The organism is Shewanella sp. NFH-SH190041 (assembly GCF_024363255.1).
GTDB lineage: Bacteria > Pseudomonadota > Gammaproteobacteria > Enterobacterales > Shewanellaceae > Shewanella.
In genome coordinates, this window is the sequence record NZ_AP026070.1 from 4,300,287 (window position 1) to 4,314,826 (window position 14,540).

Sequence of the window (14,540 nt, forward strand, 5' to 3'; positions counted from 1 at the left end):
TTATATAGATCTTCTTACTGTGTTTACTATTAGGATCGCTGTTTTCGGTGCATAACTAAAATTTCTTTTTATATTCAATAGTTAGCGCGATCTAGATCCTGTGATCAAACGGCGATCTAACGGGAGATAAGGTGGGGATAGATCTGCTGGTTATCCACAGGGGTGATCTTTGACCAGATCACGTGTGTATTAATTCAAGGGTAAATCAGATCAAAATCATACCTTATCCACAAATTTATACCTTGAGTTCATATTTTGTGGATAAGGTTGATCTAATCTGTGATCAAATAACGGGACTGTGAAAAAAGATCGATCTTAAAGTTGGTCTTGCCAGGATGCCAACCAAGACTGGGCGGCCTCTTCCGGGATCGCTTCTCCTTGCACGTCGATCTGGATCTTATCCACACAAGGTTTTGCACCGGCCTGTTCTAGGGCGCGGATCAGCTGCTCGGGCCCTTGGCAGAAGGTGTCGTAGCTGGAGTCACCGATTGCACATAAAGCATACTGTATGCCATTTAGATCGGGTGATTGGGTTTGGATCTCGCCTAAAAACGGCTGCAGATTATCTGGTAGATCGCCAGCGCCATGTGTGGCTGATACCACTAACCAGATCGCATCGGTATCGAGATCGCCGAGTTGAGGATCAAGATATACTTTGGCCTGATGACCAGCTTGTTCTAACTGCGCCGCCAATTCTTCAGCAACATATTCACTGCCGCCCAAGGTGGTCCCAACTAGAATGTCAAATTTACTCATTAGGGTTCTCTATCTAGGTCTAAAAACAGCTTCATCTTATCGGATTGCCTTGGTATAGCATAGGACTGCAGCATGGTTGGTGAGCGGTGACAGCTAGCGGTACACTGGCGCAATCGTTAAATGAAAGCAGTGTGATATCCCTGATGACTAACCCCGATGTATTACCGATCGATCATTATTTTTCAAACTTTTGTCAGATGATCGGTCAAAGCGATCTGGTGGTGGAAGCTGATACAGGATCGGGGAAGTCGACCCGGTTACCGATCTGGGCGGCGGGAATATATCGTCGGGTGTTAATTGTTGAGCCGCGCCGCGTAGCCTGTGTGGCGTTGGCAGATTATCTCAGCTCGGCGTCACAGCAGGTACAGCATGGCTTACAGGTTGATTATGCTATCCGTCTTGATAATCGGGTCAGTGCCGACACTCAGGTCGCTTTTGTTACGCCGGGGATCGCGCTTAACTGGTTTTGTGAGGATCAACTGGCGCAATTTGATCTGGTGATGATCGATGAGTTTCATGAGCGCCGTTGGGATACAGATCTGTTGTTATCTCTGCTTAAACGCGGTGGTTGTCACCGATTGTTACTGACATCGGCAACATTAACGGCAGCCCCTTTGTTGGCTTATTTAGGCGCGAACAGTCAATTACTTCAAGCTACTGGGCGGCGGTTTACTGTTGAAATCAGCTATCTGGCAAGTCAGTCAAACAGTTTACCCGATGGGCATTTGCTCTCCCAGCGGGTATTTCAGGCGATAACTTTGGCGGTAAAACAATATGATTGTGGCGATATTCTGGTTTTTTTACCAGGCAAAGCTGAGTTGGCTAGTTGCGCCAGTATGTTGCAACCGCTAGGGATACCTTGTTTACAACTCCATGGTGGTACCGATGTGACGCTGCAGCGGCAGGTGTTGGCTGTGAGTTCTGTTCGGCGGATTATTCTTGCCACTAATGTGGCCGAAACATCACTGACGATTCCCGGGGTGACCGTGGTGATCGACTCTGGGCTTGAACGACGTACTTTACAGCGCAATGGTCGCACAGTGTTATCTTTGCAACGGATATCTAAATCCGCAGCTGCGCAGCGTTGTGGTCGGGCAGGACGTTTGCAGGCTGGGCATTGTTATCGGCTGTGGGGTGAGTTTGCTCCTTTGGATGCGGTGACGCCAGCGCAGTTACAGCGTGAGGAGTTGGTTGATGCCATGCTGGCCGCCGCCGCGGCAGGCTCCGCATTGTCGCAATTGGCATTTATTGAACCTTTGCCGGAAAAATCTTTACAAAGCGCTAAGCAGAAATTACTGCAGATCGGTGCGATCCAATCAGATGGTACTGTCACTGATCTTGGCCGCAGGATATTCCCTCTGCCTATAGATACTCAATTTTCATATTTAATCACTGTAATGCAAGACGAATGCAGTCAAGGCATGATGGTAGACATTTGTGCCGCGCTCAGTATTAGCCGGCGGTTATGGCAATTGCCTACGAGCCCAGAAGGGCAGGCGGCATTGCTCCAATGGCAGCCTTTGCCCTGTGATGCCAGTATGCTATTGGCGATTGTACGAATGGATATACCAGATTTTCTTCACGTGGATATGGTTCTGCGACAAGAGGTCCAGCAGTTAGCAAATCAAATCCGCACGGCGCTTGGTTTAGCGCCATTTACAGCCACGATGCCGGAGCAATCTCAGCGACTGTGTTGGCTTAAGCAACTCGTCGCAGCCATGCCAGAATTGGCGTTTATGCAACGTCATAGTCGAGTTAATGCTTATGGTAATGAAATCAGTGAAGTGCAAATTAGTCGCGATAGCCGCTTTGCTTTGTTAACGACCGGACATGCGCAGCTACCTAGTGCAGCGTTAGTGTTGGATCAGTTTTCTTTGCCGGGCAAAGGACTGCGACAGACGCTGAATATAGCAACCTGTATGGTGCCAGTTCCCTTGTCATTGTTATTTGATGCGGGATTGGGGCGGGATCAATTATCTGAACAACGAGATAGCGATGGCCATCATCTATTTGAGCGAATATATGCTGGCCATGTGTTAGGGCTGTATTGTGGCGAGTTATCACCAGAGCAGGCTTTCGCTGAGACAGTGACGGCGATCCTTAAGGGGAATTGTATGGCTGGCGTCGCAGCCGCTATTCAGGACGATCTTGCCGCTTGGCAATTGTGGCGAGCATTAACGCCTAAGGAGCGGCAACGGCTATTAGGTGGTGTTGATGAGCCACAGCCCGGTGAGGTATTTCCTATCGACGCTGCCGAGTATTTGCGGCAAAAATTGACATTATTAGGGGTTGAAGGCATTGAGGATTTAGCCCTATTGGAGCCAAGTGATTTACAGGTTTGTGGGATCCCGGATTGGTGTCGTGCTGAATTTGATGATTTGTACCCTAGAGCCCTTATTTTGGCGGAGTTACAACTGCATGTTGAATATGATGTACGCCGACGTTTGGTGAGCTTGGTTTATCACACTGGGGTAAGAAAAGCCGATCCTAAAAGGTGGGAATTACCTAAATGGCAGGGGTGGCGGATTGAATACCGCCGTGCCAGCCGCGTAGTGCAGGTAAAATAACGGGCAATCATTGAGATTGCCCGTGCAGAATTACTTCATATGTGCAGCATGAAAACGCAGATGATCTTCAATAAAGCTGGCGATGAAATAATAACTGTGGTCATAACCCTGTTGCATTCTCAGGGTAAGTGGATAGTCCGTTGCCAGTGCTGCCGCATTGAGGCTGTCAGTCCGCAGTTGTCCTTGACGCAGGAATTCATCTTCACTGCCTTGATCTACTAATGCAGGGACTCGACTGTCGGTGCTACGCATTAGTTCACTGGCATCATATTGTTGCCATTTGTTTTTATCATTACCCAAATAGCCCTGCAGTGCTTTTTGACCCCATGGACAATTGATGGGATTACAAATTGGACTGAATGCGGATACTGAACTGTATTGCTGTGGGTTACGCAGGGCGATGGTCAGTGCACCATGTCCGCCCATGGAATGCCCGGCGATAGCCCGTTTTTGACTGACCGGGAAATGCGCTTCAATCAGTCTTGGCAGCTCAGAGACAACATAATCGTACATATGATAATGGCGATGCCATGGTGCTTGGGTCGCATTGAGATAAAACCCTGCGCCCAGCCCGAAATCATAAGCCCCTTGCTCATCATCCGGTACATTGTCACCCCGAGGGCTGGTATCTGGCGCCACAATGGCAATACCCAGTTCAGCGGCTAACCGCTGAGCACCGGCTTTTTGCATAAAGTTTTCATCTGTACAGGTCAGTCCTGACAGCCAGTAAAGCACCGGCACTTTTTCTGTGGCGGCTTGTGGCGGCAGGAAAATAGCAAAGCGCATGCTGCAGCTCAGTGCTTCCGATTGATGACGATATTGTTTATGCCAGCCACCAAAAACTTTATTGGCGCTGAGATTTTCTAACTGGGTATTTTTCATTGTGTGCTGCTCTTATTTGGGCAGCCAGTGCCCGTCTCAGGCTTTCAGCAGTGGCAGACGCTGATCAATGACCTGTTGCATCATCTCCAGCCACTCATAGCGGCGACGGTACATGGTGCGTTTGGACTGGCTGACTTCTTCAATTGGTTTCAGTGTATCTTTAACATCCAGTTCAACAAATTCTTTACTGAATGGTGTGGCATTCAAGGTTTCCCAGTGACTGTCATAATTTGCTTTGACCCGGCTGCGAGTATGGCGTTTGGCCTGATAAATATGGGAGTTATTTCTGATTGCCAGAATTTGCTCTACTTCCCATGTTTTTGCCAGCATACGTAATAACTTAATCACTAAATCTTTGGGTCTTAGGCCATGCAAACCTCGGGTCAGAATTTTAATTCTGACATTATTTTCTTCTGAACTGTGTGGTCCCTGAATTCCACCAATAATCATGGTGCGTTTACTTTCAGTATCATTAACAATGAAGGTTAATGTATAAAAGCTGTTATTGTTTTCATCTAACAGTTTTAAAATAAGCGCCCCTTCACGACGCAGACGATAATCAAAACCTAGAGCAATTTTGAATTGTTGTTCTTTTAATTCAAAACTGAGTAATTCAATATCTTGATGCTCCTGATAAACAGTTTTGGAAATATCCTGTGTAACTTTTTTGTCGATAAATTGATAATGATTTAATAAAAATGCTGCTCGCTCAGCGACATTACCTTTTGCCTTGACGTAAGGACGCAGGGGCTTTTCAAAAAACTGTTTGTTTAATTTCATTAAACCAGACAGCAATGGCGCGGATAGACTGCTTTGTATATCGCGGATAGTTTGCTTATATAGCCAGCCTCTAACCATAAAACGCAGACGACAAAATGGAATTGAACGGTGATAATTACCAATTAATTCATCTGGATATGTTGCTTTTGCTAACTCTGGAATAGTCAGTGTTTTGATCATTTTATTTGATATCGACAAGGAGAAAATCGCAAAAGATTAACAATTGTATATATCAAAATCAAATGAGCATAAAATATAAAGTCCGGCCCGTTATTACGGGCCGGTATAAATAAGAAAAGGTCTTATTTATTATAATGAATAACAGTACGAATACTTTCGCCTTTATGCATTAATTCAAACGCTTCATTAATATCTTCCAGACCCATGGTGTGGGTAATGAAATCATCCAGCTTAAATTCGCCAGCCATGTAGCGCTCTACCATTTCTGGCAGTTCAGAACGTCCTTTTACACCACCGAATGCACTACCGCGCCATACGCGACCGGTAACCAGTTGGAATGGACGGGTAGAAATTTCTTGACCAGCACCGGCAACACCGATGATGACGGATTCGCCCCAACCTTTATGGCAGCATTCCAGTGCGCTACGCATTACGTTGACGTTACCGATACATTCAAATGAATAATCCACACCACCGTCGGTCATTTCAACAATCACATCTTGGATTGGCTTGTCGAATTTCATTGGGTTGATGCAGTCTGTTGCGCCCAGCTTTTTCGCCAGTTCAAATTTGGACTCATTGATATCCACACCGATGATGCGGCTAGCACCGGCCATGGTGGCACCAATGATGGCAGACAGACCAATACCGCCCAGACCGAATATCGCAACAGTGTCGCCTGGTTGTACATTAGCGGTTTTAGTTACTGCGCCCATGCCTGTGGTGACACCACAACCCAGCAGACATACTTCTTCCAGTGGCGCATCTGGGTTAACTTTGGCCAAAGAAATTTCAGGCAGTACTGTGTATTCAGAGAAAGTTGAGCAACCCATGTAGTGGAAAATAGGCTGGCCATCTTTGTAAAAACGGGTAGTGCCATCTGGCATCAGGCCTTTACCTTGAGTTTCGCGTACTGCGCTACACAGGTTGGTTTTGCCAGATTTACAGAATTTACACTCACCACATTCTGCGGTGTACAGTGGGATCACGTGATCACCAACGGCAACGCTGGTGACGCCTTCACCTACCATTTCAACAATACCGCCGCCTTCGTGGCCCAGAATGGCAGGGAACACTCCTTCAGGGTCATCACCTGACAGGGTGAAAGCGTCAGTGTGGCAGACACCGGTTGCGACAATGCGTACCAGTACTTCGCCGGCTCTTGGCAGCATTACATCCACTTCTTCTACGGACAGCGGTTGACCCGGTCCCCAGGCAATGGCTGCTTTAGATTTAATAAATTGATCAGACATGAAAACGGTCTCCGTTTGACGATAGATAAACAGAATAAGCCGATGCTTCCGGTGTCCCTGTCGAAGTCTGTTGTCCGGCGGCTTTACTGATGGACGCTATTGTATTTATTTATTATGAGATGATAATTACAGCTTAATGCAAATTACTTTTACTTGGGTGTAATAATGTTTCTGTGGGAAGGCGTGACTGAGTTTATATCGGTTGCAGAAACGGAGAGTTTTACCGCTGCTGGGCGCCGTTTGGGGATCTCGACTGCTCAGGTTAGTCGGCAGATCAGTCAACTGGAAGCCCGGTTAAATACCAAGCTGTTTTATCGTACCACCCGCAAAGTTTCTTTGACAGGTGAAGGTAGCGTTTATTACAGCCATTGTCGTCAGGTGATGGATGGGCTGGAAGAAGCTGAACGGGCAATTTCTTCGCTGCGGGATACGCCACAAGGCAGCATTAAGATGACGGCACCGGTAACTTATGGTGAGCAGTATGTTATGCCTGTAGTGCTGGACTATATGCAAGCGTATCCAGACGTGGAGATTACTTGTGATTTGACTAATCAGATGATTGATTTAGTTGAAGATGGATATGATTTAGCTGTACGGCTTGGCCACTTACGGGATTCTTCCATGATGGCTAAACGGTTGGCCAGCCGGATGCAGTATGTCTGTGCGTCACCGGAATATATTGAGAAATATGGTGCTCCTTACACTCTGTCAGAATTGGGGCAACATAATTGTTTAGTCGGCAATTCGAACCATTGGCATTTTGTGGAAAAAGGTAAAGCTCGCAGTGTCCGGGTCAGTGGCAATTTGGTTTGCGGCAGTGGTTATGCACTGTTGGAGGCGGCTATTCGCGGCATGGGGTTGATTCAATTGCCTGGATATTATGTGGATGAGGCCATTGCTGCAGGGAAGTTGATGGTATTGCTTAAGCCATATCAGGAACCCAAAGAAGGCATCTGGGCGCTGTATCCGCACAACCGGCAGTTGTCGCCGAAAATTAGATTACTGGTTGATATGTTGGCCGAGAAGCTGGCAGAACCTAGAGAATAAAGTCTGTTTGATATAGCGATAAAAACAAGCCGCAGTGAACCTGCGGCTTGTTTGGTGTTGGGCTTAAAATTTGCCTTGTTGCCATTTGTCCACAATCACCGCGGCGATCAAATCCCCCTCTACATTGACTGCAGTTCGGAATGTGTCTAGCGGTCTTTCGATAATCAGCAAAATAGCAATCGCCTCTAATGGGATCCCGACGGCTAGCATCACTAGCTGCATACCGGACATGGAGCCTGATGGCATTCCGGGGGCACCAATGGAGGAAATCATTGCCATCAGAAAGATAATGATCAGCTCTGTCGTGCCCAAATCCATACCATATAGTTGGGCAAGGAATATAGCGGCAACCCCTTCAAACAAGGCTGTACCATCCATATTCATAATGGAGCCTAAGGGAAGCACCATACTGCTGGTTGTGTCCGATACCCCCAGTTCATCCCTCGCGGTTTGCAGTGACAAGGGCAGGGTTGCGGAGCTTGATGAGGTGGCAAATGCCATGGTCATCGGGGCGATAATGGCTTTCATCATCGGCGTGATTTTGCGGCCGGAAAAGGCTTTTGCCAGCAAAGGCAGCGTGATCCCGCCATGAATAGCCGTCAGCACAAAGACTAAGAGGGCAAATTGGGCAAGCTCACCAAATAAGGCACTGTTACCGGCACTGCTGTACTGCAACAAAATACTGAAAATGGCGATAGGGGCGAACCGTACGATCACACTGATCAGTCGATTTAATCCGCTATTGATGCCTTCAATAACACTGAATACCGGATGTTTAGCCGGCAGACTCACAAGTAAGGCTATGCCCATCATAACGGCAAATACCACTACTGCGAGCAGGTTACCGTTTGCTAGCGCACTAAAGGGATTAACTAAGGCCATCCCCAGTAGTTTATGGGCGATGCTGCCGCCGGATGCGGCATCTTGCGCGATAAGGGTAATACCATCGGTATCAGGTAAATTTTGTAATGGTGGCCAGTGAGGCATCATCAGGGTGACACCTAGACCAAGACAGATGGCTAAGGTGGAGGTGAGGGCATATATCCCTAGGGTGCTGAGACCAAGGGATTTTAACTTTACCACTGAACCTATATGGGTAATCCCTTGTAGCAGAGCAAATAACACCACTATCCCGACCAACATTTTCAGTAGGCCAATGTAGATAATTTTTCCCAGCGCAGTGAAAGCCATAAAGTCACTACCCTGTTGCAGCCAGGCGGAAGGGAGACACTGTGCGAGTAGGACAGCAAGGATGGCGGCGATGATCATCTGCCCCGGAAGAGAGCGAAAAAGCTTTTTGAACATAGAATACCTTGGGCTCTGGGCCGTGGGTCAAAACTGCGGGAGGCGGCGCTAGGCCGCCTGAATTGATACCGGATCTGATGATGCTAACCCGCCTGGGGTTACATACTGCCCGGCATGAATACACGCTTGAGTTGCTTGGTAATCATTAAGCGTAACACAGTCAGGATACCACTGACCGTCTTCTGATGCAGACGGAAAATGGTGTTATACAGGGTTCTCATTAGCTCACCCTGTAAAATCAGCCGGTTATTCATTGTGGTACTGATAGCATAGTGATGTCCCATAGCGACAAACATACCGGCATCTTTGAAGATAAATTCTGTTAGCGGTTCTCCCCGCAGAAATCCTGGCAGTGTTTTAGCTAAGTGCAGGGCTGCACGGTTGGCCGATTGCGCTTTTGGTGGCACCATAGTGCCATCAGGCTGAGGAATTTCAGCACAATCACCCAGAGCAAAAATCGCATCATCCAGAGTCGTTTGCAAGGTGGGTTTGACCTGCAGCTGGTTTATGCGATTGGTTGCTAAACCATCAAGCTGTGTTAGCCATTGTGGCGCTTTAATGCCCGCTGCCCAGAACTGTAATTGTGCTGGCAAACTGCGGTTTGTTGCCGTTGTCATGCCATCAGTATCGACTTGGCTGATTCGGGTCGAGGTCAGCACATTGATACCATAAGACAACAGGCGTTGTTCAGCCTTGCGGGACATGGCCGGTGGATTATGGGGCAATACTCGATCTGCGGCTTCAATCAGGTTGATACTTAGCTCTGCTGCGTGGGGGTGCTGTGTCAGGCTACGACTCACTTCTGCTAGCTCCGCCGCTAACTCTACGCCTGTTGCGCCAGCACCCACAATATTCACGGTGCGGCGACCACCGGAGCGCAGTAGTGTGTTGATTTGCTGTTGGCTTTGTAGCGCCTGCTGCGGAGTATCAAGGAACAGACAGTGCTCGGTCACCCCTTGGGTGCCAAAATCATTACTGATAGCACCGGTTGCCATCACCAGCAGATCATAACTGAGTAGTTGGCTGGTGCCATCTAAGGTGCTGTGTAGCTCAATCTGTTTTTGGGTACGATTGAGACCTGTCATTCGCGCCTGCAGATGTTGATAACCCTGTTTGGCACTGTGGCTAAAATAGCAGATAGCGTCCAACTCAGAATCAAAGCTGCCGGCGGCGACCTCATGAAAGCGGGGTTTCCAGTAGTGGTGACTTTCCGGTTCCACCAAAATAACTTGATGGTGGCCAGTTTTTTTGAATTGGGCGGCCAGCAGGGTGGTCAGCTCCAAACCTGCGGCACCACCGCCGACAACAACGATGCGGGACATTATTTTCCTCTGTTTCCTCTGGGGAATAGATAAATGGGGGGATGATGTTGCTACTTAGCCGAGGGGGAGCGGCTAAGCAGCAGAGCGGGGCATTATAATTACCTTTGTTTGATAGATAATCTGGCGTAAAGGTAATTAACTTTTACTGTGAGGTAATAAAAAACGGTGTTTTGGAAGAGGTTTGGGCAATAAAAAAGCCCGCATAGCGAGCTTTTTTAACCCATTGGTGCTTATTTACCGATACAGAAAGAACTGAAGATCCGGCCCAGCAGATCATCAGAAGTGAAGGTTCCGGTAATTTCAGCCAGGGCTTGTTGGGTCATGCGTAGCTCTTCGGCTAGCAGTTCCCCGGCTTGGAATACTTCCAGCTGTTCTTTGCCTATCTGCAGATGTTCTGCAGCCTGAGCCAGTGCTTCAAGGTGGCGGCGGCGGGCAATAAAGCCTCCTTCCAGGTTACTTTGGTAACCCATCAGAGATTTTAAATGCTGTTTTAAGGCATCGACCCCTAAGCCTGTTTTAGCGGAAATGCGGTAAACGCTATATCCGTGTTCATTGGTGGTTTCCAGACTTTCACCGGTTAAATCCGCCTTGTTACGCACCACTGTGACGCCTAATCCTTGTGGTAAGCGGTCGATAAAGTCCGGCCAGATTTCCCGAGGGTCGATGGCGTCAGTCGTGGTGCCATCGACCATAAAGAGCACCTGGTCGGCTGAATTGATTTCGCTCCATGCCCGTTCAATGCCGATCTGCTCCACTGTATCTGCGGTATCGCGCAGTCCTGCAGTATCAATGATGTGCAGTGGCATGCCATCTAAGTGAATATGCTCACGCAGCACGTCTCGGGTTGTGCCAGCAATTTCGGTAACAATGGCGGACTCTTTACCGGCTAGCGCATTAAGCAAACTGGATTTGCCGGCATTGGGGCGACCTGCGATAACCACTTTCATCCCTTCACGGATAATGGCGCCCTGCTTGGCGCTGGCTTGAACACCGGTCAGTTTATCTATGATGCGATATAGGGCTGAAGCGATTTTACCGTCAGAGAGGAAGTCCACTTCTTCATCGGGAAAATCAATGGCCGCTTCGACATACAGGCGCAGGTTAGTTACCTGTTCCACTAGTTCATGGACTTCTTTGGAGAATTCACCTTGCAGTGACTGCAGCGCACTTTTGGCGGCTTGCTCACTGGTGGCATCAATCAAATCCGCAATCGCTTCAGCTTGCGTCAGATCCAGCTTGTCATTCATAAAGGCTTGTTCACTGAACTCACCGGGACGGGCAATGCGGATGCCCGCTACTTCCAGCACCCGTTTGATCAACATATCCAGTACGATTTGGCCGCCATGCCCTTGCAGCTCTAGGACATCTTCCCCGGTAAAGGAGTTTGGACCTTTAAAGAACAGCGCAATGCCCTGATCCAGTATTGTGCCATCTGCTGCCTGAAAGTCACAATAGTCGGCGTATCGTGGTTTTGGCAGGTGGCCCAGCACGGCCATAGCAGCAGCGCTAGCTTGCTTGCCTGAGATACGGATAATGCCCACACCACCCCGGCCGGGAGCGGTGGCCTGTGCCACGATAGTGTCTGTTGTCACGCTGTTATCACCTTTTTTGCAATCAAAAGAAAAGGCGACCGAAGCCGCCTTTACATCTTATTCAGTGGTCATCTGAAGGCTTATTTTAAGCCTTTTTTCTCCAGAGATGCATAGATAATCTTCTGCTGAATAATGGCTACGATGTTACCAACCAACCAGTACAGTACCAGACCTGCTGGGAACCACAGGAAGAATACGGTAAATACCACAGGCATCCACTGCATCATCTTCTGCTGCATTGGGTCCATGGTTGGGGCCATAGGCTGCATCTTCTGCATCAGGAACATGGAGATACCCATCAGGATAGGCAGGATATACAGTGGGTCCTGTACTGATAAGTCATGGATCCACAGCATAAACGGCGCATGACGCAGCTCAACACTTTCCAGCAATACCCAGTACAGGGCAATAAAAATAGGCATCTGTAAGATGATAGGCAGACAGCCACCCATAGGGTTGACCTTCTCCTTCTTATACAGCTCCATCATGGCCTGACCCATCTTCTGTCGGTCGTCGCCGTACCTGTCTTTCAGCTCTTGGATCTTAGGCTGCAGATTACGCATCTTCGCCATAGAAGTGTATTGAGCTTTCGTCAGTGGGAACAACAGACCACGCACAGTCAGGGTGATCAGGATAATGGCCAGACCCCAGTTACCGACAAGGGAGTGGAAGAACATCAGTAGTTTGTAGATAGGAACTGCCAGCCACCACAGGAAGCCGTAGTCCACAACTAGGTTCAGGGTAGGGGAGATAGCAGACAGCGCGGCCTGATCTTTAGGTCCTACATAGAACTGAGCACTGATATTGTCAGTGGCTCCAGGTGCGACGGTAAACACTGGGCTGCGGAAACCGATATTGGCCATGCCACCGGCGGTTACGCTGGTAAAGATAGTGTTCTGTTCATTGGCTTGAGGTACCCAGGCAGACACAAAGTAGTGTTGCAGCATCGCTGCCCAACCACCCATGGTCTTTTCATCTAGGTTCTTTTTCACCATTTCATCAAACTTGTACTTCTCATAACGGGTATCGTGAGTTGAGAAAGCACCACCGCGGTAAGTCGGCATCATCATGCTGGACTCACTTGGTTTGATGGTTTGTTTGATTTGGCCATACATCTGCACCTGCAGCGCATCGCTGGAAGTGTTATGGATGCGGTAATCTACATTGATATCAAATTTACCTTTGTGGAAGGTAAATATTTTTGTGTAGGTTACGCCATTGGCTGCGGTATAGGTCAGCGGTACTTCCAGTGTTTTCTGGTCGCTGCTCATGGTGTAGTCAGTCTTGGCTGCAGAGAAGTGGGCACGGCCCGCAACTGAGTCAATACCGCCTGTACCAATCAGACCGCTTTGGGAAATGTAAGTGAAGCCGGGTTTTTGTTCCAGCAGCACAAACGGCTCATCTTTACCCAATTCCAGCTTGTGGGACAGTAAAGCCGCATAAACAATGTCACCGCCGACAGGATTGATTTTCACATCCAGTTGGTCAGTTTTCACCGTGATCAGGTCTTTTGACGCCGCCGCAACTGTTGCTGGTACATCAGCATCTGATTGTGGCACATCTGCACTGTGATTAACGGATTGCGTTGCCACAGAGGTTTGTGACTGTGCTTGGGGCGCTTTGTCAGTATGCCATTGTTGATATAGCAGGAAGCTGACTAACAGCAGACCGATCAGCAATATATTGCGTTGAGAGTCCATAACCTTATTTATTACACCTATTGTTTTTAGGGGGGACGGGATCACTACCGCCGGGATGTAAAGGGTGACATTTTAATATGCGTTTGGCTGCAAACCAACTTCCTTTCACAGTTCCGTGAATTCGGATGGCCTCAATTGCATAATTTGAACATGTCGGCGTGAAACGACACCGGGGACCCAGAAGGGGACTGATGAAAAGTTGATAGCCGCGGATAACCGCGGTCATTAGCCATTGTAGCGGCGAGAGAGTTTTCGCCATAGCTTCTCTATCAACCTCTTGAGCTCGGCATTTTCCATGGTTAAAACACCACCTCTGACCAATACCACTATATCAATGGCAGGCAGATTATGCTGATTCAGGCGGAAACTATCGCGGACAATGCGTTTAACACGGTTGCGTTGGTTGGCCCGTTTTACATGCTTTTTCGCTACGGTGAGCCCCAGACGCGGATGATTATCCGAGTTTGGCACAGCAAGTAAGGTTATTTCAGCAGATGAGGCTTTAATAGGATTGGAAAATACGGCTTTGAATTGCGCGGGAGTTAACAGACGTAACTCCCGCGTAAAGGTGTAGCTAGTCACCTGAGATTCTGCTCCGTAATTAGGCAGACAGGCGAGCACGACCCTTGGCGCGGCGACGAGCCAGCACCTTACGGCCGTTGGCAGTAGCCATGCGAGCGCGGAAGCCGTGAGAACGCTTGCGCTTCAGGTTGCTTGGTTGAAAAGTACGTTTACTCATGATTGGCAATCCGTCTTTAATTGGTTAACGTTGTCCCTTATCTCTGCAAGCAGAGGCAAGGATAAAAAGAGGCCGAATTGTAATCACTTTCCGGAATGGCGTCAACACGCAATACTGGGCTGTGAGCAATTAAAGCACTCATCAGACCGCAGACCGACACGGATAAACACTAGGAGATGTGGATAACTCTGTGAAGTAACACTACATCTGGTAGCGGCTTCCTATGGGGTCTGGATCACAGGTTACCTATTATAGATCAGAGGCGATCGCTTTATAAAGCAGGAATTCTCTGGGTTTGCGTGGAAAAACAATTTGCCTGATCTTGACGGATTTGCAGCGTTTTGTTCCACGGGCGCGCCTGTTGATAATTCTATTTTAAGGATAGCGATCATCGGACTCACACTATAGAATAGCCTC

The 14,540-nt window shown here is 48.3% G+C and carries 13 protein-coding genes; 2 read left to right on the top strand and 11 right to left on the bottom strand.

Annotated elements, in window-relative coordinates; translation table 11 throughout:
• Positions 1-315 precede the first annotated feature (315 nt).
• Positions 316-756, bottom strand: coding sequence for an FMN-binding protein MioC (mioC, locus tag NFHSH190041_RS19245; protein WP_261923294.1), 441 nt, complete (start codon positions 754-756; stop codon positions 316-318).
• Between the two features lie 86 nt (positions 757-842).
• On the opposite strand from mioC, the gene NFHSH190041_RS19250 reads away from it, so the two are divergent.
• Positions 843-3,323 carry a helicase-related protein gene (locus tag NFHSH190041_RS19250; RefSeq protein WP_261923295.1) on the top strand — a complete coding sequence of 827 codons (2,481 nt, stop codon included), beginning with the start codon at positions 843-845 and terminating at the stop codon, positions 3,321-3,323.
• Between the two features lie 30 nt (positions 3,324-3,353).
• Here NFHSH190041_RS19250 and fghA read toward each other — a convergent pair whose 3' ends face one another.
• The 3 genes from fghA to NFHSH190041_RS19265 form a co-directional block, all read right to left on the bottom strand.
• Positions 3,354-4,205 (bottom strand): S-formylglutathione hydrolase, encoded by an 852-nt coding sequence (gene fghA / locus NFHSH190041_RS19255; RefSeq protein WP_261923296.1) that lies wholly within the window; start codon positions 4,203-4,205, stop codon positions 3,354-3,356.
• 36 nt (positions 4,206-4,241) lie between these two features.
• Positions 4,242-5,165, bottom strand: coding sequence for a VirK/YbjX family protein (locus tag NFHSH190041_RS19260; RefSeq protein WP_261923297.1), 924 nt, complete (start codon positions 5,163-5,165; stop codon positions 4,242-4,244).
• A 122-nt stretch (positions 5,166-5,287) separates the two neighbouring features.
• Entirely contained in the window at positions 5,288-6,418 is a 1,131-nt protein-coding gene (locus NFHSH190041_RS19265) for an S-(hydroxymethyl)glutathione dehydrogenase/class III alcohol dehydrogenase (RefSeq protein ID WP_261923298.1), read from the bottom strand.
• 165 nt (positions 6,419-6,583) lie between these two features.
• On the opposite strand from NFHSH190041_RS19265, the gene NFHSH190041_RS19270 reads away from it, so the two are divergent.
• Positions 6,584-7,465 (top strand): LysR substrate-binding domain-containing protein, encoded by an 882-nt coding sequence (locus NFHSH190041_RS19270; RefSeq protein ID WP_261923299.1) that lies wholly within the window; start codon positions 6,584-6,586, stop codon positions 7,463-7,465.
• Between the two features lie 63 nt (positions 7,466-7,528).
• On the opposite strand, the gene NFHSH190041_RS19275 is transcribed toward NFHSH190041_RS19270, so the two are convergent.
• From NFHSH190041_RS19275 to rpmH, 7 genes are all read right to left on the bottom strand, one after another.
• Positions 7,529-8,770, bottom strand: coding sequence for a dicarboxylate/amino acid:cation symporter (locus tag NFHSH190041_RS19275; protein ID WP_261923300.1), 1,242 nt, complete (start codon positions 8,768-8,770; stop codon positions 7,529-7,531).
• A gap of 98 nt (positions 8,771-8,868) precedes the next feature.
• Entirely contained in the window at positions 8,869-10,092 is a 1,224-nt protein-coding gene (locus NFHSH190041_RS19280; protein ID WP_261923301.1) for an NAD(P)/FAD-dependent oxidoreductase, read from the bottom strand.
• 230 nt (positions 10,093-10,322) lie between these two features.
• Complete coding sequence (mnmE, locus tag NFHSH190041_RS19285; RefSeq protein ID WP_261923302.1) at positions 10,323-11,684, bottom strand: tRNA uridine-5-carboxymethylaminomethyl(34) synthesis GTPase MnmE; 1,362 nt, start codon at positions 11,682-11,684, stop codon at positions 10,323-10,325.
• 80 nt (positions 11,685-11,764) lie between these two features.
• The gene (gene yidC, locus NFHSH190041_RS19290; RefSeq protein ID WP_261923303.1) at positions 11,765-13,384 is read right to left on the bottom strand and encodes a membrane protein insertase YidC; all 1,620 of its coding nucleotides are present in this window, start codon (positions 13,382-13,384) and stop codon (positions 11,765-11,767) included.
• Between the two features lie 4 nt (positions 13,385-13,388).
• Positions 13,389-13,643 carry a membrane protein insertion efficiency factor YidD gene (gene yidD, locus NFHSH190041_RS19295; protein WP_261923304.1) on the bottom strand — a complete coding sequence of 85 codons (255 nt, stop codon included), beginning with the start codon at positions 13,641-13,643 and terminating at the stop codon, positions 13,389-13,391.
• Entirely contained in the window at positions 13,610-13,966 is a 357-nt protein-coding gene (gene rnpA / locus NFHSH190041_RS19300; protein ID WP_261923305.1) for a ribonuclease P protein component, read from the bottom strand. Before rnpA ends, yidD begins: the two co-directional genes overlap by 34 nt.
• Before the next feature lie 19 nt (positions 13,967-13,985).
• Positions 13,986-14,123: a 50S ribosomal protein L34 gene (rpmH, locus tag NFHSH190041_RS19305; protein WP_011758135.1), complete on the bottom strand. Its 138-nt coding sequence runs from the start codon at positions 14,121-14,123 to the stop codon at positions 13,986-13,988.
• Between the last annotated feature and the right edge of the window lie 417 nt (positions 14,124-14,540).